Annotated in this window: 18 protein-coding genes; 1 reads left to right on the forward strand and 17 read right to left on the reverse strand. The window is 67.9% G+C overall.

What is annotated here, in order from left to right; translation table 11 throughout:
* The first annotated feature begins 485 nt into the window (after nucleotides 1-485).
* Nucleotides 486-1403, forward strand: a complete 918-nt coding sequence (locus CLT75_RS13735; protein ID WP_135240956.1) for an IS5 family transposase — start codon at nucleotides 486-488, stop codon at nucleotides 1401-1403.
* Here the strand turns inward: CLT75_RS13735 and CLT75_RS13740 are convergent.
* From CLT75_RS13740 to CLT75_RS13825, 17 genes are all read right to left on the reverse strand, one after another.
* Nucleotides 1398-4298 (reverse strand): AAA family ATPase, encoded by a 2901-nt coding sequence (locus tag CLT75_RS13740; RefSeq protein WP_135241038.1) that lies wholly within the window; start codon nucleotides 4296-4298, stop codon nucleotides 1398-1400. The two genes, CLT75_RS13735 and CLT75_RS13740, sit on opposite strands and share 6 nt — an antisense overlap.
* Before the next feature lie 10 nt (nucleotides 4299-4308).
* Complete coding sequence (locus CLT75_RS13745) at nucleotides 4309-5091, reverse strand: IS5/IS1182 family transposase (protein WP_013283918.1); 783 nt, start codon at nucleotides 5089-5091, stop codon at nucleotides 4309-4311.
* A gap of 136 nt (nucleotides 5092-5227) precedes the next feature.
* The gene (locus tag CLT75_RS13750; protein WP_071098612.1) at nucleotides 5228-6493 is read right to left on the reverse strand and encodes a metallophosphoesterase family protein; all 1266 of its coding nucleotides are present in this window, start codon (nucleotides 6491-6493) and stop codon (nucleotides 5228-5230) included.
* 93 nt (nucleotides 6494-6586) lie between these two features.
* Nucleotides 6587-7903, reverse strand: a complete 1317-nt coding sequence (locus CLT75_RS13755; protein ID WP_135241039.1) for an AAA family ATPase — start codon at nucleotides 7901-7903, stop codon at nucleotides 6587-6589.
* A complete protein-coding gene (locus CLT75_RS13760; RefSeq protein ID WP_135241040.1) occupies nucleotides 7900-9390 on the reverse strand; it encodes a hypothetical protein in 1491 nt (496 codons plus the stop codon). Before CLT75_RS13760 ends, CLT75_RS13755 begins: the two co-directional genes overlap by 4 nt.
* The gene (locus CLT75_RS13765; protein WP_225319484.1) at nucleotides 9387-10502 is read right to left on the reverse strand and encodes a hypothetical protein; all 1116 of its coding nucleotides are present in this window, start codon (nucleotides 10500-10502) and stop codon (nucleotides 9387-9389) included. The genes CLT75_RS13760 and CLT75_RS13765 overlap by 4 nt, the downstream gene beginning before the upstream one ends.
* A gap of 36 nt (nucleotides 10503-10538) precedes the next feature.
* Nucleotides 10539-11345: a hypothetical protein gene (locus tag CLT75_RS13770; protein WP_046566883.1), complete on the reverse strand. Its 807-nt coding sequence runs from the start codon at nucleotides 11343-11345 to the stop codon at nucleotides 10539-10541.
* 388 nt (nucleotides 11346-11733) lie between these two features.
* Nucleotides 11734-12513, reverse strand: a complete 780-nt coding sequence (locus CLT75_RS13775; RefSeq protein ID WP_030275477.1) for an IS5/IS1182 family transposase — start codon at nucleotides 12511-12513, stop codon at nucleotides 11734-11736.
* Between the two features lie 82 nt (nucleotides 12514-12595).
* The gene (locus tag CLT75_RS13780) at nucleotides 12596-13915 is read right to left on the reverse strand and encodes an IS701 family transposase (protein WP_420891099.1); all 1320 of its coding nucleotides are present in this window, start codon (nucleotides 13913-13915) and stop codon (nucleotides 12596-12598) included.
* Nucleotides 13916-14225: 310 nt separating this feature from the next.
* Nucleotides 14226-14693, reverse strand: a complete 468-nt coding sequence (locus CLT75_RS13785; RefSeq protein WP_135241041.1) for a hypothetical protein — start codon at nucleotides 14691-14693, stop codon at nucleotides 14226-14228.
* Nucleotides 14654-15913, reverse strand: a complete 1260-nt coding sequence (locus tag CLT75_RS13790; RefSeq protein ID WP_135241042.1) for a nitric oxide synthase oxygenase — start codon at nucleotides 15911-15913, stop codon at nucleotides 14654-14656. Before CLT75_RS13790 ends, CLT75_RS13785 begins: the two co-directional genes overlap by 40 nt.
* Nucleotides 15914-15916: 3 nt before the next feature.
* Entirely contained in the window at nucleotides 15917-16810 is an 894-nt protein-coding gene (locus tag CLT75_RS13795; protein ID WP_486485167.1) for a tryptophan 2,3-dioxygenase, read from the reverse strand.
* Between the two features lie 103 nt (nucleotides 16811-16913).
* Nucleotides 16914-18215, reverse strand: coding sequence for an IS256 family transposase (locus CLT75_RS13800; protein ID WP_104113157.1), 1302 nt, complete (start codon nucleotides 18213-18215; stop codon nucleotides 16914-16916).
* Between the two features lie 111 nt (nucleotides 18216-18326).
* Nucleotides 18327-19106 carry an IS5/IS1182 family transposase gene (locus tag CLT75_RS13805; RefSeq protein ID WP_030275477.1) on the reverse strand — a complete coding sequence of 260 codons (780 nt, stop codon included), beginning with the start codon at nucleotides 19104-19106 and terminating at the stop codon, nucleotides 18327-18329.
* Nucleotides 19107-19163: 57 nt separating this feature from the next.
* The gene (locus tag CLT75_RS13810; protein ID WP_135241043.1) at nucleotides 19164-20657 is read right to left on the reverse strand and encodes a hypothetical protein; all 1494 of its coding nucleotides are present in this window, start codon (nucleotides 20655-20657) and stop codon (nucleotides 19164-19166) included.
* On the reverse strand, nucleotides 20654-21025 hold the full coding sequence (locus tag CLT75_RS13815) for a hypothetical protein (RefSeq protein ID WP_135241044.1): 372 nt from the start codon (nucleotides 21023-21025) through the stop codon (nucleotides 20654-20656). The genes CLT75_RS13810 and CLT75_RS13815 overlap by 4 nt, the downstream gene beginning before the upstream one ends.
* A 570-nt stretch (nucleotides 21026-21595) precedes the next feature.
* Entirely contained in the window at nucleotides 21596-22339 is a 744-nt protein-coding gene (locus CLT75_RS13825) for a hypothetical protein (protein WP_135241045.1), read from the reverse strand.
* Nucleotides 22340-22385 lie beyond the last annotated feature (46 nt).

Here is a 22385-nt window from a genome sequence, read left to right on the forward strand (position 1 = left end):
CGTCCTCAGGCCTCGGCTGATCGACGGCATGTGCCCGGGACCGCCGTGGCCGGCGTAGCTGACCGCACGCGGGGGTTACTACCAGTACGCTCCGGGTCAACGGAGGATTGTGCATTGCCATCGACAACACAGTCCTCCCCCGCTCAGCCAGATCACACTGCCGCGTCGCCACGAGAGGCCACGCCCGCAACCGTGGTACTCGCGCATCATCTCGGTCTGGAGCCTTTGCGTGGCCAGCTTGGCGCCCTGTCAGCCTATTCAAGCAGGCCACGACCAAGGTCATCGTTGATGATCCTCTCTCGTTCCGAGGCGTCGGCCCAGTGGGCGTGACTAGTTGTCAGGGACTTCTCCACGACTAGGCCCTGTGTCATAAGTGGTCGGCTGCTGGGATCGGGTTGACCGGTCGAGCGTGTCGGTGATCGATATGCGGTGAGGTCTCCGGTAGATGGGTTATCGACCAAGACAACCATCTGCACGGAGACCTCGTGGCCAGCGTAGCGGTGACGAGGCGGTTCGACCTGAGCGACGCGCAGTGGGCGGTGTTGGAGCCGCTGCTGCCCCGACCGAAGAAGGCAGGTCGGCCGCCGAAGTGGAGCAAGCGGCAGCTCATTGACGGGATCAGGTGGCGGGTCCGTACGGGTGCGCCGTGGCGGGACGTGCCGGACTGCTACGGGCATTGGCGGACGGTGTACGGGCTGTACCGGCGTTGGCAGCGGGCCGGTGTGTGGGCGCGAATCTTGGCCGGATTGCAGGGTAGGGCCGACGCGTTCGGGTTGATCACCTGGGACGTGAGCGTGGACTCCACGATCGCGCGGGCGCATCAGCACGCCGCCGGTGCCCGCCGCGACAGTCATACGCAGGTCGAGCCGCCGGGCGGCAGCGGCGCTGTCGAGCCGGCCGATCACGCGTTGGGCCGGTCCCGGGGCGGTCTGACGACCAAGCTGCACCTGGCCTGTGAGCAGGGCCGTATGGTGCTGGCGTTCGTCATCACCGGTGGGCAGCGAGGCGACAGCCCGCAGTTCACCACCGTGCTGCAGCGCATCCGGGTGCCTCGCCTCGGCGTCGGCCGTCCTCGGTGCCGGCCGGGGCAGGTCCTGGCCGACAAGGCTTACAGCAGCAAGGCCAACCGGAGCTACCTGCGGCGGCGTGGCATCGGCTGCGTCATCCCGGTCAAGGCCGACCAGGCCGCGAACCGGCGCAAGAAGGGCTCGGCGGGTGGCCGACCACCCGCCTTCGACCCCAGCGCATACCGGCAGCGTCACGCCGTGGAGTGCGGCATCAACCTACTCAAACAACACCGCGCCGTGGCCACCCGCTACGACAAGCTCGCCGTGCGGTACGAAGCCACCGCCACCATCAGCATGATCGACGTCTGGCTCCGGAGACTCGAACGGCACTTATGACACAGGGCCTAGTACATGTTCAGCGTTCTCGGTGATGGAACGCATGTGGCTGATCACCGTGACCAGCCGGCCGGTTGTGCTGTGGTCGGTCAGCGTATTGAGGGCATCGCGCAGGAAGGTGATGTCAAGGGTGCCGAAGCCCTCGTCGAGGAAGAGCGCTTCGACGTGGCCGGTCGCACGGCTGGCGAGTTCGACTACGGCGAGCGCCAGGGCGAGGCTGGCGAGGAAGGTTTCGCCGCCGGAGAGCGTCTTAACATCTCGGGCAGCCATGGTGTCCATATCGATGATCCGGAAGTCGGCCGCGAACCTGTAGCGGCCACCGGAGATCGAGAGCAGGATCTCGCTTGCCTGGCGAAGCAGCGCTTGGAGGCGCCGGCTGACAGCGTCAGCGATGAACTTGCCCTCGGCCAGCACTACCGACAGTTGCGCAAGAACATCGACTGTGCCAGCCGCAGCATCAATCCGCTCCTGCAACGCGTTCACCACGGGGAGTTCCTCCCGGGCGCGCTCGATCTGTCTTTTCAGGTTCTGGACCGTACCGTGGGCGGCAAGGTATTGCTGCTCGAGGTCTTCTTCGCCGGCGGCACCAGCCGTATGGCAGGCAAGGCCGATGGCCTCTCCGGCAGCCTTCTCGGCACGCTGCTGTTCGTCGATTTTTGCGGCGCAGATGCCGAGGAGTTCCTTTGCCTGAGCGAGAAGATCAGCAGCCCAGTGCGCCTGCGTGTCCAGGTCTACGTGCGCGGCGGGCGCGGCCGCCGGTTCTTCGAGTCCGAATGCCCCTGCGGCGTCGTTAACCCGCTGCGCCAGGGTCAAGAGCTTGTCTCGCAGCGTCGCCGCCGGCTTGGTGATTTTCTTGGCGTAGGTCGTCTCCAGCGCCGCGCTCCGCGAGCGCAGGCCGGCGAGCGCTTGTTCGGCGCCGGTCCGTCGGCCGGCCAGCTCCTGAAGGAGTCGCTGATGGGCTTCGGCTGCTGCCTTCTGTTGCTGGACTTCCGCGACGTCCAGGGGTGTGGCGAGAGTGAAGCGGGCGGGTAGGCGGCTGGCCGCCTCGTCGATCGATTGGCGCAAGGCGACGTTGTCGCGTTCCTGCTCCTGATGGGCAGACATGCGCTTGGCGTGGGCCTCTGAGAGGGTGACGAATTCGGTTCTGGCGGCGGTCGCGGTATCGCGGGTGTCGTCGCGAATCTTTCCGGCGCGCTCGACGTCTTGCTGCGCTTTGGCAGCGTCATCGGTGACCAGTTTGAGGATCTGCTCGTCGGTTCCCGACAGGTCGGCGTCTCCAACGACTTCCTGGAGGCTGATCAGCGCTTCACTGAGCAGGCTCTCGGCTGTGGTCACGCTCTGCTGCGCGGCAGGCAGGTTGTCTCGTTCCAGGGTTTCCACCCGGGCGGCCGCTACGGCGGCCGCCCGACCCGTCTTCTCCGCCCGGACTCGGGCTTTCTTGTGGGCGTCGTCGGCGGCGGTGAGGTCGGGTGCGATCGGTGCCGTGAAGTCGGCAGGCAGGGGACGAGTACAGATGAGGCATGCCGCGCCGGGTTCGAGGTCCGCGGCGGCGTGCGCTGCGGCGTTCGCCTTCAGCAGCGCGCGGTGCGTTTGTTCGCTCTCGCTCCGGTTGTGCTCGGCCTCTTCTGCGATACCCGCCGCTTCTCTTGCCTTGGCTATGGCGGTGCCGAGAGCCTCTTCCGTCGTGGCGAGTTCTGCGCGTGCCTTCTCTAGGTCTGCGGCGGCTCCGCGCCAGATCCTCAGTCGTTCGACGGCCTTGTGCTGCCGATCCTGGGCTCGTTTGAACGCCGTTTCCGCGTCTGCATGCGTCTTGTTGGCCGCCGCGACGGCTGGCTCAAGATCGGCCAGGCTCTGTTGCACGCCTTGTAGCCGGAGCTGCTCGACGGCAAGGGCTGCGGCGTTCTCCGTAAACTGCCGGTGGCGTTTCCGCTGCTGGGGTAGCTGTTCGGCGAGGTATTTCAGAGTGTTGATCGTCGTGGCGGTGCCGGCCACATTCCCGCCGTACTGCTCGGCCTGTGTGAGCTGACCTTGCAGGAGGTCTTGCTCGATCTGCAGTTGGTGGGTCAGTTGGTTGATGTCGGCGCGCTGGCCGTTGAGCGTTTGAGCCTGCAACGCCAAGGCGTGTAGCTGGTCGGCGGCGCCGGCAGGAACTGCGGCCGCCAGGGATTCCTTCAGCTGGGTCAGCGTGCTGGCCGCCCCGGCGGCTCGTCGCTGTTCGGCACGCGCATCAGCGATGGCGGCCCGAGCATTCTGGAGATGTTCCAGGCCCTGCTGCTGCACGCTGTGCTGTTCGGCCGCGGCGGCCAGCGCCGCGGCCGGGTCGTCGAGGAACCTCCTGCGGTGCAGCTGGTACTCGTTGAGCCGGTCCTTGAGCCGCGCCTGAAGGGTTCGGGCGTGCTCGCGGACCTGGCCCAGTTGCTCGAGACCGAGGACGGAGTCGAGGACTTTGCCTCGGTCACGGTCGCTCATGCGCAGCAGTTCCTGGAAGCGGCCTTGGGGCAGGACCACGGCACGTAGAAAGGTGTCGCAGTCGAGCCCGACAATCCGCCGGATCTCTGCGGTGACCTGCCTGGCCCCGGTGGTTAGGGCGCCGGTGTCGAGGCAGGTCAGCCGGTGCACTGACGTGGCGGTGTGCCGGCTGACGGACCGTGATACCTGCCATCGGCGGCTGCCGACGGTGAACGTGAGTTCGACGGCGAGGGTGCCGTCACCGCCGTCGGCGATCAACGGGGATGCGGTGGCAGCGTAGGTGCATCGGTTGTAGAGGGCGTAGCAGATCGCTTCCAGAATCGTCGATTTCCCGGCGCCGGTGTCGCCGACTATCGCGATGAAGCGCTTATCGGTGAAGTCAATGGTCTGCTTCGCGGTGTACGTGCCCAGGCCGCAGAAGGTCAATGAGCCATTTTCATCCTGCGTAGCGGTCGGCTTCGACGCGGTGCAGGACGAGGATGGCCTGCACGATCGCGGTCGCTCGGCGTGGGCAGCAGCGCAGCTTGACCAGGATTTTCCAGGTCTTGAGGGTGGCGATCGCGCGTTCGCCGCGGGCGCGGATCTTCGCGTGCGCTCGGTTGACGGCCTTCTGCCGGCGTGACAGCTTCGGCCGGAAGCGGCGCCGCTTGAACGGGGTGCGCACGCTGCCGGGGGCGCCTTGATAGCCCTTGTCCGCGAAGGTCATCACGTCGGTGCTGGCCAGGGCGTCGATGATGCCGTGGGTGCGGGCGGCGGTCAGGTCGTGCGTCGAGGCGGGCAGCGCGGCCGAGGCCCAGACGAGACGCCCGGCCGCGTCGGCGATGACCTGCACGTTCACGCCGTGACGCTTGTGTTTTCCGGAGTAGTACGGCTTCTGGTTGGCGACCCGGTCGATCGGGATCAGGGTGCCGTCGAGGATTGCGTAGGCGAGCAGACGGATCCTGGTCATGGCCGTGGCCAGGTCGTCGGCGGTCGCGGCGAGCAGGTCGATGGCCTCGCGGACATAACGCCAGGCGGTCGTGACGCCGATGTCGAATCCGGCGGCCAGGCGGGTGTAGGTGTCGCCGTTGCGCAGGTGGGCCAGGGCGAGCAGGGCTTGCCGGCCGGGGTCGAGGCGTCGCCACCGAGACCGTTGCTGCTGGCGGCGGGTTCGGATGAGGGCGGCGAGGTGGTTCAGGCTGCGGGTGGACAACGGAATCGCGGCAGGGTAAGACAGCACAGCGAGGCTCCCGGTTGGGGCATCTGATCTTGGTCGATTGCTGTCTTACCGGGAGCCTCGTCCTACCTGGACACCGGCCTCCCACACCGCCCGTGACCTGCGCCGTCACGATGAAAATGGCTCAATGTCTGTGGTCTCATGCCGCCCCTCCGATGGTGGCCGTGCTGGTTGCCGGCAGCGGGAAGGCGATCTCGGGGTCGGCCGCCAGTAGCTGCTCTTCCGGCAGCTCGGGTGGTTCGTGTTCGCTGGCGTGCGGCAGCAGGGTGCTGAAAAGCTGAAGAACCTGTTGCGCCGAGACGCCTTGGACACCGCGGGTGGCGAGGTATTCGCTGAACAACGTCGTGGTGTCGACGTCGGTGGCGTCGTCGACAGGGGCGAGCAGTTCGAGCCTGCGGTCGGCGGCGTTCTCCCGTAGATCGGCGATGGTGGCCTCAGGCAGCAGGCCGCGGATCTGGCCGGCCAGGTTGTCGATGTGGTTTTCGGTGTTGACCGTAACCAGGCAGATGTCCGTGGTCACGGAGGCCGCCGTGGTGCGGATCTCGTCGAGCGTTCCGGTGATGTAGTGCAGCCGGCGGCCGCGCTTTAGCGGAATTCGTTCAAGGACGGCGCCTTGGCCGGGCTGCAGCGTCGCGACGACGACGCTCTTGTCCTCGCCGACCTCACCGAAGTCAAGCTGCAGGGGTGAGCCTGCGTAGCAGCCCGTTACGCTGGTGGTCGGCAGTGGCTGCGGTTTGTGGATGTGACCGAACGCCGCGTAGGTGACCACCGGCAGGTGCTGTGGATCGGTGGCGTAGAAGTCGCAGGTGTGGCTGGGGTTCTCGGTCCGCGACGGGATGGCGCCGGCGATGTACTGATGTGCGGCAAACACGCTCACGTCGCGGGACGCGTCGAACCCGTCTCTGAGCTCGCGCATGAGGCGCTGCTGCAAGCCGGCGATGTGTCCGGCGTAGGTGATGCGCCGCTGGCCGGGTTCGTCGAAGACGTTGACGATGCGGTTGGCGCTGATGAACGGCAGTGCGGCGACGTGAATCGCCTGCTCGCCGGCTGGTAACCGCAGGACTTCACCGACGGCGTTGTCGTGGCTGGTGACGAAGTGGATCGGCGCGGACCGGCTGAGCAGGTCGTGCAGCCAGTGCAGGTATGCAGCCGAGTCGTGGTTGCCGCAGACGACCACGACTGGAGCGATCTCGGCGAGGTTGTGCAGCGTGCTGGTGGCCAGTTTGAGCGAGTGCAGCGGTGGCCGCTGCATGTCGAACAAGTCACCCGTGTTGAGAATCAGGTCGGGGCGGGTGGCGGCAGCGATTTCGGTGATCTCGGCGAGCACCGCTTCGTGGTCGCTCGCCCGGGAGTGGCCATAGGTGGTACGTCCGAGGTGCCAGTCGGAGGTGTGCAGTACTTTCACGTGCGACCTCTTCGTCGTCAGTGGCTGCGATCGGTGGGAGGACCGGCATTGTGAACCCGACAAGGGCCGGCCAGAACGGTGCCAGGGGTGAGCTCAGAGGGCCCGGATGCGGTGGGCAATGAGATGTTCAAGCAGGGCCTGGTTGGCTTCCCAGCCGTTGGGAAAGCGCGGTTGCGTGTTAAAGGGCACGGGGTCGGCGGACGGGTGGGCGTCCAGCAGGTCGGAGATGCCGTCGCGGGCGACCACGATGCAGGCATGCCGGTGCCGTGAGGTCAGGACGCACAGCCGCCCGGATTCGAGGTGGAACGCCGTGGCGTCGCGGCGGCCGGACAGCGGATGTAGCACGATGACGATGTCGTACTCGCTGCCCTGCAGCCGGTTCGCGGTGTCGACGCGGATGTTCGGATAAGCGGTCTCGGCCAGCCCGCTTTTGATGGCAGCCATCTGGTCGCGGTGTGCCACACCGATCGTCACTCGGTCTGCCGTCACCCTGGCACCATCGGGGTGGCGTTCATCGCGGAGCATCGTGCCGCGCTCGAGAACACGCACAGCGAGCGCAACGACCGCGGCGACCGCTTCAGCGTCGGTGCGCACCGTGTGCCGGCGCGGCAGTTGGTAGAAGGCCCAGCCGTTGGCTGCGGCATGTTCGATCGCCCGGTCAGCGGGGCTATTGCCGAGGCTGCGGGTCGGCAGCCACATCTCCCGCGCGCCCTGTTCGGGCGCGGATTCGAAGGGTGCGAACGGATAGAAGGCGTCCGACACCGGGATCGCGGTGTGAGGGGCAAGCCGCCACGAGCGCGGCAGCTGCCGTTCCGGGATGTCCGGATTGTTAGCGAGCATGGCGGCCACCGCGCTCTGCAGCGGGCTCCAGGCCAGGCCGGTCCATCGGTCGACGTTGACGACGGAGAACGGGTCGAGTTGCCCAGGGTCGCCGACGAACGCAGCCCGTTCGAACGTCGAAGCGAGTCGCAACAGGGTGTCCGAACGCATCTGGTACGCCTCGTCGATGATCGCCCACGGCCCGCGCTCGGTGATGACGGGGTCGAGCCACTTCGCTGCGGTGGCAACCACGATGGCTGCCTGACGCAGATCGGGGAACCGGTTCGCAATCAGGATGTTGGAGGCGGCGAGGGTGGCCGGCACCGGGTAGCCGTAGGCGGTGTATCGGCCGACGGTGATCCCCGGATCCACGGCGGCGATCTTGGCGACGAGATCGTCGACTTGGGAGTTGGTTTGTGCGACGACGCGCACCTGGTCGCCGTGCCGGGCCAGGTGGTGAGCCATGTAGGTGACGGCGGTGCTCTTGCCAGCTCCGGGGGGTGAGTTGAGCACCACGCCAGGTTGCGGACCCTCGGTCAATAACCGAAGTACGTCGAGGACCGCGGTGGGCGGGACATAGGTGACGGTCATGACCACGGCTCCTGGGCATCCTGCTCCGTCGGCAGGTAAGGCTTGGGCGGGCCGCCATGAGTCCACGGGGTGTCCTCCTTGCGCGGCAGCGTCGGCGCCCGGCGGTAGTCGTCCTTGAAGAGGCTGTAGCACACGGAGTCCCCTACGGCGGGGACGGTGCCGGGCCGTGGTTCACGCCCGCTGCCCATGCCCTCGCGAAGTTCCAGCTCGACCATCACCGTGTCGCCGTCACGAGTCACCGAGACGACCGTGGTCTTCTGGTCCAGCAACTCAGGCCGGCGCAGACCGCTCTCGCCGGCGGCGAGGCTGATCGCGTCGGTGGTCGATACGGTGATCAGCGGCCGCAGGCTCCTGCCGACCCGCCGGTTCGGGACGGCGGCGATGACGGTACCGACGAACGCCTCACCGATCATCCGAGCCTCGGCCATCACCATCGGGTCGTCGAAGGCGCGCTCCGCGTCATACTGCTGCTGGGCCCGTTCCAACCAGTACAGGCGCCGGGCGGCGTACACCGCTGAGTCACGTTTGGGCTGCGTCCCAGGGCTGGTCGCGATCCAGTCGGCGGCCTGCGTGAAAGCGTCAAGGTCCCGTTCCCAGCGAACACCGACATGAGCACCGGCCGGAAGACTAGGGTCACGCAACAGGGTGATCGCCTGCCACATCCGATGCCAGGTGCCGTCGAGCTGCTTTCGCAACTCCTTGCGGATCTTGTCCTCGGCGATGCGCGACGCCGCCGGGCTCGCCGCCTGGTGGTAGGCGGCGAGCAGCGGCTCGAGGATGCCGTTGTCGAACGACGGATCCGTGGCAGGTCCGGCAGGCGGTACCTTCAACGGATTTTCGCAGGCACGCGCGGCATCCCGCCCGGTCATCCCGGGTGGCGGCGCGATCCAGCCGAGTACAGCGGGAAGATGCTGGTCCTCCTCGGTGCTCTGCCCGGTTGCCCAATGCAGGGTCAGCGCGTCGGTCGCCGCGACCAGCATGGCGGAGCCGGCGTATTCAGCACGGTCGGCGAGGAACGTCAGCCATTTACCCATGACCGGGATGTTGCGTGGCACGGCCCACTCGCCTGTACTCCTTCGCAAGCGGGTGGAGCGCCCGAGGATCCGGATGAACTCGACGCCGGCACGGTTCGGCACCCAGACCTGCGGTGCGTCCGCGCACCGGTACTGCACGCCGGACGCGCCGGCGCGCACCGGAAGACGCCGGTTCGTGCGCGGCGTGATGTAGGCGGCGAAGATCTTGGCCAGCTCATAGGCGAAGGCAACCTGCTGGTCACGGTTCCGGGGCTGCGCAACCGTCAACAGCTCCGGTGTATCAGGGCTGGTGCCAATCATGACGGCGAGCGGGGCGTGGGCCTCGCCCGCCATCGCCAACGGCACGAACACCAGCGGCTCACTGCTCACATGCAGATGCCGGACAGTCGTCAGGCGCTGCGCCACCGCCTGGTCGCTGGCATGGGCGCGGGCCAGGGACGTCAGCAGGCTCACATCAAGCTCCCGAGCAACTCGTCCCGATACTGTTGGGCCCGCCGCAGCAACTCAGCTTGTTCGACCTGGTCCAGGCCAGGAAGGCGCGTACCGCGAGCCAGACCGACGACCTCACCGATCGTGTCCAGCGCCAGCTCCTCACGGACCTGCCGGCCGAGCACCGCCGTGGAACCTTGTTCCTCGGAGCGGCAGAACCGCGCCATCTCACAGGTGTCCAGGCACGACGGTGCGTAGCGTGCCGGCACCAGACGCAGGCCCGCCTTCAGCTCCTCGGCGGAGCGGGAACCGGCCGGGCCACGCAGAGCGAACGTCAACCCTGCCGGCAGGTTCGACAGAATCGTGTCGAGGTCATGCATCCGCATCAGCATCCGCCGGACCGCCGCGACCTGGTTCCGGACGTTGACCCGGGCCGCGAACGGCTTGTTGATAAAGTTCTGCGGGCACACGAAGATCGCCTCGTCCGCCACCAGGTCCTCGTCGAACCCGTGGGAACGAAGCAGTTCCCGAAGGGCGTAGACGTAGACCGCAGCCTGCAACTCTGCGCCTTCCACCGCGGCCGCAGGCGCCTGGCCGTCGATCACCGAGAACGACTTGACCTCGACGATGTAGAACTTCCCGCCCGACTTCACAGCCACCAGATCGGGCTCGAGGAAGACGTCGTAACCCGCGACCGTGATCTTCAAGTACGGGTGGTCGAACAGCGTCCCGCCATCCTGCGCCGAGCGGGCCACAGCGGTCAGCCGCTGAACCGTGTTGCGGTACCGGGCTAGCTTGCCCTCGTTGCCGCCGATGGTCTTCAAGTCCTCGTGTTCGGCTTCCGGAATGGATAGCCCGATGTCCTCCCGCAGCAACGTCAGCAGCTGCGCACCGCCACTCGCCTTGACCTGGGCTTCGAACTGGGCGCCTCGGGCAAGCACCATCCGCGACGGCTTGGCGTACATCGGGTGCCGGATGGCTCGGGCCAGCTCGTCCTTGTCGATACCGGCTGCATCCAGCAGATTCCGGCGGCCGCAGCCCGGGTTGCCGACAATCGACGAGATAGCCCTGGCGTCGAGGCTCTGTGGTTCAGTGTCCCCCCGCAGCGCGTCAAGACGCGCCGTCAGTTCTTTCACGTGCTCTTCCTTCGCGTGGGAAGTGCGGATTCAAGATCAGGTGTCGCTCGCAGCATGCGACGCCACCTTGAGAGCGGCGCCGAACAGCTGGTGAAGATCGTCGAGCTGGTCGACGGCGCGCCGGGCTGCCGCTTCGCGCTGCGACAGGTCTGCGTCACGATGAACTTCCAGCTCGGCCTGCGCCGCACGCCGCACGGCGTCCGGCCTCGTCGTGTCGAATGAGGTGGCACCGCCGGGGATGTTGGCGGCGAACTGCCACAACAGACGCCGGGCGGGCAGAGTCGCCCAGTCCGGGTGGCTCAGGTGCTCGGCGATACGGATCGCCGAGGTCAGAAAGTGAACCCTGGGACTCAGCGGCCCGACGATACGGGTGGAAAGCGGCCAGGTGGAGACAGCCAGGAGACCGCGGGCAGGCGAGAGCCGGTCAGCGGTCAGGGCCGCACACAAGTAGTACGGCCGAGCCCACGGCGCCGTCTTGAAGGATCTTTCCTCGTCTCGGCGAAGGCTCGTCAGCTGCTGCCCGTTCAAGGCTCCAGCGAAGACCGCCTGGTGCAGGGCGACGATGAGCTTCGGCGCCGCCGGGACGCCCAGGAACGTCAAGGCCTGGTGGACCTGGTCACGAATCGACAGCAGGCTCCCGGCGTCCTGCGGCTCGGTCCGCGGTTGCGAAGCCAGCTTTTCCGGTTCGATCGCCAGAAGCGCGTCATCCCACTGCACCTCCGCCTGACGAAGGTCGGATCGCAGACGCCGCGCCTCGGCCCGATCACCGGCCATCAGGGCACGACGCACGGCTGTGCGCAGCTCGTCGATGCGCGCCTCGAGATCGTCGAGAGATTCAGCCACGGACACACCGTAGCCGCTTCCACGCGTTCCAGCAAGTTCCAGTTTTCTCCAAGAGTCCGCCGTGGACGGAACATCGACTGGACCAGCAGAGCTTGCAACGAAGGCGACTCAGCCGATCAGCACTCCGCCACGCTCCATAGGAGGCACGCTGGACCCGGCTCGACGCTCCGATCCACGCTGCGCTCACGTGCGCTGTTCAGGCGCTGCTTCTCTGGTCGCCTGGCATTGCTGGCCTAGGTGACGTCATGCACTGATGAGGTGTGACTGGCCCGGACTTGGCAGCGAGCGGGCGAGGATTTCCGTGCCCGCGGCAGGAACACGCCTTCTAAGACGTCCTAAGGGACGTCTCGTAACTGGGTGAAGGCGTTGCGTGGGATGGGGCCGGTGGTCAGCCGGCGAGGATGATGTTGTGGAGGTTGGCGATGCCGGAAGCGGCGTCGGTCAATGTGTGGGCGGCGCGGCGGTAGTCGCGCAGGATCTTGAAGCACTTCATCCTGGCCAGGGCGTGTTCGACCCCTGCTCGGACGGTGCGGTGTTCGATGTTGAGGGCTTCCTTCCAGTCCGGCAGTGTGCTGCCGTCGGTGGGCTTGCGGTACGGCATGATCACCTCGGGGTTGCCGCGGTAGCCGCCGTCGGCCATCACCGGCCGCCCGTCCAGCTTCTCGGCAATGCCGGAGGTGCGGTAGACGATGGTGTCGTTGCGGTTGCCGGGCTGCGGGTCGCCGACGGCGATGACCAGGCGGGTGGAGGCGTCGATGGCGACCTGCAGGTTCGTTGAGTACCGGTAGTTCTTGCTCCGGGCTGCCAGGCGGTGATCGCGGGTGGGGATCAGGGTGCCGTCGACGATGGCGATCTGCTCGACCGGCCGTTTACGCACCGGCGCCAGGGCCAGCAGCGGCGCGAGGGTGTCGATGACCCGGTGCGCTGCGGAGTGCGACACCCCGAACAGCGGGCCGATCTGCCGCATGGTCAGGTTCGTGCGCCAGTAGGTGGCGACCAGCAGCACCCGATCGGCGAGATCCAGGGCCCACTGCCGACCCGGCCGGCCGTCGGCGATGCCGTCCCCGCCGCGTTCGGCGACCAGCCGGACCAGCTTGCAGAACTGGGCGGGCTGCAGCCCAGTGAACGGGAAGATCCAGTCAGGGTTGGCTGCGGTGATCACCTGCACCCAGGGATCCTGACCGATCGTCCTGACTAGACAGACACCGGGGTTACGAGACGTCCCTTAGTACGGCAGCCGCCGTTCGGGATCATGGCTGGAGTTCGAGGTTGAGGCGTCGGGCGTAGTGGGCTTGGCGGGCTCGGGCTTGATGGCGGCGGCGCCAGTCTGACCAGCGCAGACGGTGGGTGAGGTCGCGGATCGGGCGGAGTACGAGGGTGTTGATCAGCCGGCGGGTCTCGTTGACGGTCAGCTTGATCAGTCCTGTGTCGGTGGAGTCGTCGTCGGCGTCGGCGGCGCAGATCGCCAGAACGGCGAGGGCGGCCAGGGCCAGGGTGGTGAAGCGGTGCCAGGAGTCCCAGCGGCGGACCTGGTGCTGGTCGAGGCCGACCTGGCCCTTGGCGGCTTGGAAGCTTTCCTCGACTGTCCAGCGGATGCCCGCGACCCGCACGAGTTGGGCAAGAGTGGCCTGTTGCGGGGTCCAGCAGCGGTAGAAGGCCAGCTCGCCGGTGGTGGTGTTGCGGCGGATCAGGAGGCTGTGGTGGCCGCCGTCGTCGGGGTCGGCATCGGTGCAGACGTCGTCGAGCCAGGCCCAGTCGTAGAAGCGTGGCCCTTTCGACCCGGCGCCTGCGCTGCGGCGCTGCCACACCGAGGCCGGTAGGTCGGCGGCGACCCGGTCAGCCCGCACCCGAGTCTTGCCGCCGTCGAGAGGGACCAGGTGACTGCGGGAGACGCCCAGGACATAGCCCAGGCGGTGTTCGCGCAGGTGAGCGCGGAAGACGCTGCTGTTGCCGTAGGCCTCGTCCGCAGCCGCCCACGCGGCGGGGACGCCGGCGTCGACCGCAGCGGTGATCATGTCGGCGGCCAGCTCGGACTTCGTGGCGAAGACGACCTCATCGGGAACCCCGGCGGCCTGGCATCTGTCCCGGTCATCGGTCCACGACACCGGCAGGTAGACCCGGCGGTCGATCAGCGTGTGCCCGTGCCGGCTGGCGTAGCCGCAGAACACCCCTACCTGCGCGTTCTCGATCCTGCCGGCGGTGCCGGTGTACTGGCGTTGCACCCCGACCGAATGCGTGCCCTTCTTCAGGTCCCCGGTCTCGTCGACGACCAACACCGCGTCCGAGTCGCCGAACCGGGCCACGACCACGTCGCGCAGATCGTCGCGGACGGCGTCGGCGTCCCACACCGCCCGATACAACAGCCTCTGCATCGCGTCCGGCCGGGCATGCCCGGCCTGCTCCGCCAACTGCCAACACGTCTTGACCTCGACATCCGAGAGCAGCCCGGCCACGAACGCCGTCGCCGTGCGCCGCGGCTCGACCCGCCCGAACCGTCCCGCGAACGCCTCGCACACCCCGGCCAGAACCTGCCGCCACCGGGCAGGGTTTACGCTGTGGCACGCGGCCACCGCCAGATCTGAAGTTATGTCCACAGCAGACAGACGATCACGCGGTGGCCGCACCTCGTCTACCCGGCCCCACCAGCGACATCTCAAACGGCGGCTGCCGTACTAGATCACTGAATCTGGTTATCGGCGACCTCAGCCGCCAAATTGCTGATTCGAGGAGGTCACATCCCCTGGGCATCCTAGGATGTGGGTGACCTGCTCAGGAACCGATCTCTCAGGTCTCATCGCATCGATGCAGCACGCTTCCTTTGAGCGACTACTGGCGGTACGGGAGCTTGGGGCCCGCGCAAGCGCGGGCCCCAAGCTTGGCTCACCAGTCGCCGACGGCAGTGAATCCGTAGTACTTGCCCAGGTCGATGCGGACCCAGACGTAGAACTTGGTGCCGTCCTTGACGTTGGTGGCGAGGTTGCGCCACTGGCCGACGGGCACGTGCGTCCAGTAGTTGCAGGTGGCGCGTCCGTAGAAGTTGATGCAGGCGTCGAACGGGCCGTAGTCCTTGCCGTTGCCGGTGTTGCGGACCTGGATGTCCTTGCATTGGCTGGTGGTGCGGTAGTAGCTGGGGTATTTGGGGTAGCTGATGATCTCCACGCCGTTGTACTGCATGAAGGCGTCGGCGGCGCCGAACTTGGCGCTGTAGGGCGCGGCGCGGCAGCCGGCGGCCTGGGCGGGCCCACCGGAGACGCCGACGAGACTGGCGGTGACGGCTGCCAGAGTGACAACTGCCGCGGCCAGGCGGGTCAGTCGCCGGTGTGCCTTGGCGGGTGTGCGTGTGGACACGTGTCCTCCCTTGCGTGGTTGGGTGTGGCGGCAGCGGCCGGGGGGACGTCAGCCCGCTGACGCGGTGAGGGTTCATGGCCGGGCCTGCGGTGGCCAGCGGTGAGGGCGAGGCAGTACGGGTCCGGAAGAAGAACCGGGGTGGGTTGGCCGGTGTTGTAGTAGCGGCTCCAGGAGGGGTCCTGGGGTGTCATCGGGTAGGAGTTGAGCCAGCTCCAGTCACCGACCACGACACGGCCGGCTGCTTCCTCGTGCTGCGCGAAGCGGGCGAAGGCCCGGCTTTCGCGGTGGTGGTCGGTGATGGACACGCCGGCGGCTTCGAAGCTGTGCAGCACGGCTTCGTGCAGGGTGAGCAGGGCTTTGTCGGCGCGCAGCCGGTCGCGGTCGTCGAGGCCCAGGCCGGCGATGATGGCGGGGAGTTTGTGGTAGCGGTTTTCGTCGGCGAGGTTGCGGGTGGCGATCTCGGAGGCCATGAAGGTGCCGCTGAACGGGGCGGGGAACTGCAGGCCGCCGAAGGTGAGCGTCATGTTGCTGATGACGGGTACCGCGGGCCAGCGCAGTTCGAGATCAGCGATCCACGGGTGATCGGGGTGGTGGATCGGCACCTCGAGGATGTGCGCTGGGTCGGCCGGCAGGAGGTGCAGTCCCCCGTCGGCGGTGGCGGCGATCCAGGGCAGGAGGTCGAACGGGCTGCGCCGAGTGGGTCCTGACCAGCCGAGGTCGGTGGCCAGGCTGGTCAAGGCCAGGTTGGCGGGGTCACCGAGGACGCCGTCTCTACTGGGCCAAGCCGCGTAGCGGGCCAGCTGCGGGCTGATGATGCGCGCCGGTGGCGGGCTGGTGTGTGTGGCGGGTGCGAGGACGGTGATGACGGAGCGGACCCGTCCGCCGTTGGTGGCCTCGTCGAGGTGAGCGGCGAGTTCTCGGCCCACATCGTGCAGGGTGATGATGTGGCGGCGGTCGCGAACGATGAGGCTGGGCCAGCGCAGTCGGCCGATGCAGCGGCCGGAGTTGCGCCAGGCCACCCGGGCCGCGTAGGTCAGCTCGTCGTAGGTCGGCCGCCACGTCCCGTTCGCGCGGATTTCGGCGCGCACTTCTCGCCAGCGGCGCGCGAGGCCGGGCATCCCTAACTCGTTGTGCCGTTGGCGGAGGAAGGCGTGGGCTTGGGTTGGCACCTGATCGTGGGGCATGCCCGCCCGTCGGCGCACAGTCGATGGCGCAGTCATCGGTCACCGCTCCTCAGGATCGTGGACGTCGCGGTTGCGGAAGACCTGCTGGTCGCGGCCGTGGAGGAGGTACGGGGTTCCCGGTGTGGCGCCGGTGCCTGGTCGTTCGGTGCCGAGCATTCGTACGGCGAGGCGGTAGTGGGTGCGCCGCCACTGGTGCACGGCGGCGGCGAACTGCCGCATCCCGTCGGCCAGAATGGGCGTTTGCGCGAGAGCTCGATGGTCGGCGCGGATGGCGTCCAGGGCGTCGTCGAGACTGCGCTGTCCGTTGCTGACGCGGGCGTACACGTCGGGCACGGACAGGTACGCCACCGAGTTCAGACGCTGCGGGTCGGGTGTGCGGCACAGCGATTCGACCAGCTTGTAGGCGCGGGACTGGATGGCGCTTGCCCCGTCGGTGTAGACGCGGAAGGCGTGGAACGCCTCCGGTTGCATGGTGGCCAGCAGCGACCACAGCGGTGCGGTCTCGCGCAGGAGCGAGGCCGCGAAGGACAGGCGCGTGCCGGCCGCGGGCAGACGTTCTTCGTCCACGGCGGTGATGGCCGCGGTGAGGTCCACGGCGAGCAGTGCGAGGGTGGACTCGAAGGCTTGCAGGACCCGGATAAACAGGTACTCGTCGTGGACGCGCTCGACCGGCGGCATCGTGGTCCGCAGGATCAGCCGGTCAGCTGCGGTGCGATCGATGGCGGTCAGCGCGATCAGGCGGCGGGCCAGCGCCATCGGATCGTCGGCGGCAGGGAGGGCGAAGCTGAGCCGGCGCAGTGCGGGAGCAGCGGCGCGTACCGCGTGTCGCACCCGTTTCCTCACCATCATCGCGTCGGGACGCATCTGGGGCAGCGGTGCCCCGGTGCTGTCGAGGGCGCGAAGCTCGAAGGCGATGAGGTCGGTCAGGAGCAAGGTGTGCAGGTGGTCGCGGCGGGCCAGCAGCTGGTCTGCCGGTTCGGCGTTGCTGTCAGGGTCGGGTCTGTCAAACGAACGGTGTAACTCGGGTTGTTGACGGTTACTTACGGCCTGCGGAGAGGCGTCCTTCGAAGGCGATGTCGAAGGCGTTCAGGGCTGGTTTCCAGCGCATGGTCCACCGCCGGCGGCCCTGCCCGGTCGGGTCCAGGCTCATCACCGCGAGGTAGACGCACTTGAGCGCGGCTGCCTCGTTCGGGAAGTGCCCACGGGCGCGGACGGCCCGGCGGATGCGGGCGTTGACGCTTTCGATGGCGTTGGTGGAGCAGACGACGGTGCGGATCTCGGCGTCGAAGGCCAGGAACGGCACGAACTCCGCCCACGCCTGCTCCCACAACCTGACGATCGCCGGATACTTCCCGCCCCAGGCTTCGGTGAACTCGGCGAACCGGGCTCGGGCAGCCGACTCGGTCGGCGCGGTGTAGACGGGCTTGAGAGCCTTGGCGATGGCGTCCCAGTGCTGCCGGCCGGCATACCGGAACGACGCCCGCAGCAGATGAATCACGCAGGTCTGCACCACCGCTTCCGGCCACACCTCACCGATCGCATCCGGCAGGCCCTTGAGCCCGTCGCAGACCACCATGCACGCGTCCGCGACGCCCCGGTTCTTGAGCTCGGTGAGGACCTGCAGCCAGAACTTGGCGCCCTCGCCGCCATCGCCGGCCCACAGACCGAGGATGTCGCGGGTGCCCTCGACGGTGACGGCCAGGGCCAGGTAGATGGGCCGGTTGGCGACCTTCCCGTCGCGGATCTTCACGTGCACTGCATCGAGGAAGATCACCGGGTAGACCGGGTCCAGGGGCCGGTTCTGCCACTCGGTCATCCCCTCGACGACCTTGTCGGTGATCGTTGAGATCGTCTGCCGTGACACGTCGGCGCCATACACCTCCGCCAGGTGGGCCTGGATCTCCCCGGTCGTCAGGCCTTTGGCCGACAGCGAGATAACCATGTCGTCAACGCCGGACAACCGACGCTGGCGCTTGCGCACAATCTGCGGTGTGAACGACCCGTCGCGGTCACGCGGCACCTCAATCTCGACCGGGCCGACGTCCGTCAGCACCGTCTTGGCCCGCACACCGTTGCGGGAGTTCCCGCCGTTCTTGCCCGCCGGGTCGCCCTTGTCATAGCCCAGGTGATCGGTGATCTCACCTTCCAGGGCTGACTCCAGGACACGCTTCGTCAGCTGCTGCAGCAAACCGCCGTCACCGGTCAGCTGCAGACCCGCCGCACGGGCCTGCTCCACCAGCTGGCCGACCAGCTCCGCGTCGAGACCCTCCGCCGGTTGCCCCGGCACGTTCTTCGCCACCGCGGCAGTATCCACGGCGATCGTCGATCCATCAGACATCAGGTGCTGCTCCTTGATCAGGAGTTACACCGTTCGTTTTACAGTCCCGGCCGGGACTCTAAGGGACGTCTCGTAACTGGGTGAAGGCGTTGCGTGGGATGGGGCCGGTGGTCAGCCGGCGAGGATGATGTTGTGGAGGTTGGCGATGCCGGAAGCGGCGTCGGTCAATGTGTGGGCGGCGCGGCGGTAGTCGCGCAGGATCTTGAAGCACTTCATCCTGGCCAGGGCGTGTTCGACCCCTGCTCGGACGGTGCGGTGTTCGATGTTGAGGGCTTCCTTCCAGTCCGGCAGTGTGCTGCCGTCGGTGGGCTTGCGGTACGGCATGATCACCTCGGGGTTGCCGCGGTAGCCGCCGTCGGCCATCACCGGCCGCCCGTCCAGCTTCTCGGCAATGCCGGAGGTGCGGTAGACGATGGTGTCGTTGCGGTTGCCGGGCTGCGGGTCGCCGACGGCGATGACCAGGCGGGTGGAGGCGTCGATGGCGACCTGCAGGTTCGTTGAGTACCGGTAGTTCTTGCTCCGGGCTGCCAGGCGGTGATCGCGGGTGGGGATCAGGGTGCCGTCGACGATGGCGATCTGCTCGACCGGCCGTTTACGCACCGGCGCCAGGGCCAGCAGCGGCGCGAGGGTGTCGATGACCCGGTGCGCTGCGGAGTGCGACACCCCGAACAGCGGGCCGATCTGCCGCATGGTCAGGTTCGTGCGCCAGTAGGTGGCGACCAGCAGCACCCGATCGGCGAGATCCAGGGCCCACTGCCGACCCGGCCGGCCGTCGGCGATGCCGTCCCCGCCGCGTTCGGCGACCAGCCGGACCAGCTTGCAGAACTGGGCGGGCTGCAGCCCAGTGAACGGGAAGATCCAGTCAGGGTTGGCTGCGGTGATCACCTGCACCCAGGGATCCTGACCGATCGTCCTGACTAGACAGACACCGGGGTTACGAGACGTCCCTTAGTCGATCAGAATCTCGCCCGACAACGGCACTCCGCCATCTTCAACCGCCTCCCTGCCCGACACCGCAGCCAAGGTTTCGGCGCCAGCCGGGTTTGGTTGCCTACCCTCTCCCTGCCTGGGACCCGGGCGCGCCCGGTCGTCCGGCAGCACATCCGGCTTCGGACTGCGGCTCTCTGCGGCTGCTGGGCTCACCGCTCGCGGGCGAGGCGGTTGGGCAAGCACATGAGCGACCATGCTCGCCGGATCACCCTCGGCGCCGGACCCGACAATCTGCCACAACGCCCGGCTGAGGTCGCGCACAAGGTCATCGTCGGCTGTTGCGGGCCGCCAATGGGGAGCGGCTCGGTAGACCAGCGAACCGGCGGGACGCTCGAGGATGGCATCCCCTCGAACGAACAGATTCCGCCGCTGCGTCGCCGTGCGTAGGCCTCGGTGGAGGGCGGCGGCCATCAGCAACATCTCGCTGCCGAGCCGCGCGGCGTCCCTCCCCCGATGCTGCATGTGCCCCCGGGCTGCTGCAGGGCCCAGCAGCGAGCGGGCCCACCGCAGGGCCTCGCCCATCTCGGCGACGGTGTCCTGGGCCGGGCCGGCCGCCGGTGCCGCGCGTAGCTCGGCAGCGGCGATCGCCGCCTGCCGCCAACCCCCGGTCATCGCCAGGGATCCGTCGGCCGTGAGGACGTGCGCCGCCAGGCCGAGCTGCGTCCCGACCTGAAGGTGCACTCCCGTGACCTGGGCGGGGTGAAGCCACAGCCAGGTTCGCGCAGCGCGGACCGCTGCGATCGCCGCATCGACGGTGTCCACCGCCGGTGCCGGATGCAGCGGCGACCGGGCGATATCAAGCTCACGTAGGTCGGGCTGAGCCTTCGCGGCCGCGACCAGCTCCTTGGCGACGGCGCTCAACCGGCTGCCGCTCGTCCATCTGGCTGCCTCCGCCGCCGGCCTGTACGTCTGCGCCAGAGGTCCACCCCGGTCCAGCCAAGCGGGAAGGCGGCCGTCGAGCCGCACGGCATCCACGGCGAGCCGGGCAATATCACCAAGCCCTCCCTGGACACCGCCCCCGGCACGGATAGCGATCCCCTCTGGCGTATCGGGACGCCGCCCGGGTGGAACGTGACCGGCGATGATGTCACCCATGACGCCAATCGCGTCAGCGGCCCGGCGCAGCGACCGTGCCGCGCCATCGGAGACCTCCGGTGCTGGCGGTAGCCGCTCGTTCACCACTGCGGCGGCCCGCAACCCCACATAGAACCGGGTCAGGCTCTGCCCATGCCGCCCGAGAACCAGCGCGGCAGCCGCCTTGTCCGGCACCTCCGCCACCGGACGACCACCGACCAGCAGCTCCGTCACCCTGGCCAGCTGGTGATAGAGGTCCGACCGGGCACCCACCAGACCGTTGATCTCCCCAGCGGTCCCCGCACGGCGTCTGGTCACCGCCGCAGTGGCCGCCCGCATCGCCCGCTGCGCCTCCTCGTACCAGAAGCCGACCGTCATGCCAGGGCCGCTGCCGCCCGGCGTAGTTGCTGGGCGGCCGCGTCGTGGTCGAGCCGTTGAGCCAGCCCATCCTCGGCGACGGCACGGCGATCGTGGTGCTGGGCAAGGTGCTCAATGAGATCCCTCACCGCAGCCCGCACCTCGGGCCCGTCGGCGTCCGGGGCAGCCGCGTCCACGACGACGTCGTCCTCGTAAAGGCGGCTGCGGACGTCCAGGACCTCCAGTCCGAGGCGGTCCCACGCGGGATCAACCCCGCCCAAGTGCTTCCAGGCTTCGATGGCCAGGTGGACGGCACCGGCGGCGGCGAGGCTGTCACCGCCAGCGGCGAGACGCGCACTCAGGATGGTGGCTGCTTCCGGGAACTCCATGCGGGAAGCCTCCGACAATCGGCCGCGCCTCGTCCACCCCACCTGGTGCTTCCCTGTGGATATCCCGCGTCCGAGCAGGTCAGCGACGTAGAGCCTCACACGAGGTCTGGCTGGAGCCGAACAACCTCATCGCGCACCAACCCACCGCACCGTCGCCGAAAACCGCGGGCCGGCGGATCCCCTGCATAGTGCGGTGACCACGAACGTTCACCGGGTCTGACCTCCGGCTGCTTGATCCTCGGTCCCTACCCATCGCCTCATGTACTGATCGACGACCCCTCGTACCTGACGGCGGAGGTCCGTGTACCTCATGTCGCCCATTCCCTCGGCCTCGAAGACCCCATCAGTGAAGCTGTCCACCTCACCCGGAGGGGACTCGCGAAGCCGTTGGCTCTCCTCGGGTGGCAGGCAGAAGCCCAGCTTGATGCACAAATCGTCGAGGAGCCGTCGGACATCAGACTCCCGGTTGTCACGTTGGCCCATGAGGGACAGCGTGACGACTCCTGCCTTGGTGCCAACCCGGCCAAGGTTTATGGTCACCGCAACAGCTGAGCTATGCCGACATGTGGGTCAGCCCCGTCGGTCGATCTTCATGTGCTCGCACGCGCCGTCGTGGTTCTCGGTAAAAGCCCCATCCGTTCGCCGCGCGACCTTCTGCCAAAACGTCCCAGCGGTGTCGTACTGAGTGGTCGTGTACCAGGTGAGGCCCGGGTACCGCCGATAGAGCTTGAGCACGGCGCGGGTGCCGATCCCATAGCCTTTGGCGGCCCCATCAACGCTGATCTTCCGCAGGTAGCCACGCCGACACCCCTGGCACACCTGAAAGTCGACCTGACCGACGACGAGCAGGCCCCGACGAAGGACCAGCCGCTGGAACCCGGCAGGCGCGCCGGCTGGTAGGTGGACCGCGCGGACGCGCAGTGCCGCCAGGCGGCGCAGCCACCACACAGGATCGCGGCGTCGCGCCGTGTCCCACCGGAAGGGCCCTGGATCCGGGAAGAGTTGTCCGAGGAGCCGGACCCGAGCATCATCGTCGTTGTCGGCACCGGCGTCGTGGACTATGCGCAGGGCCCGGTCCAGAAGGTTCGCAGTCTCCCCCCAAACATCCTCGTCCCCCTCGCCCTGCCGGCGTCGGCACACCGCGGCCGCCGCCGCAAACCGACCCGAATCCGCCTGCCAAGTATTGACGAGCACAGCGGCCACCGCAGCGACCCGCTCCGGTGACGCGTCGTCCAGTCCGATGGCAAACGACAAGGCCTGGTCAGCGTCATCCTCGGCGGACCGCCGAGGACCCGGCACCTGCGGAAAGCCCATAGCCGTCACCGTAACCGCGCTGTACGACGGCGAGCGCCTACCGGAG

The organism is Micromonospora sp. CNZ285 (assembly GCF_004637285.1).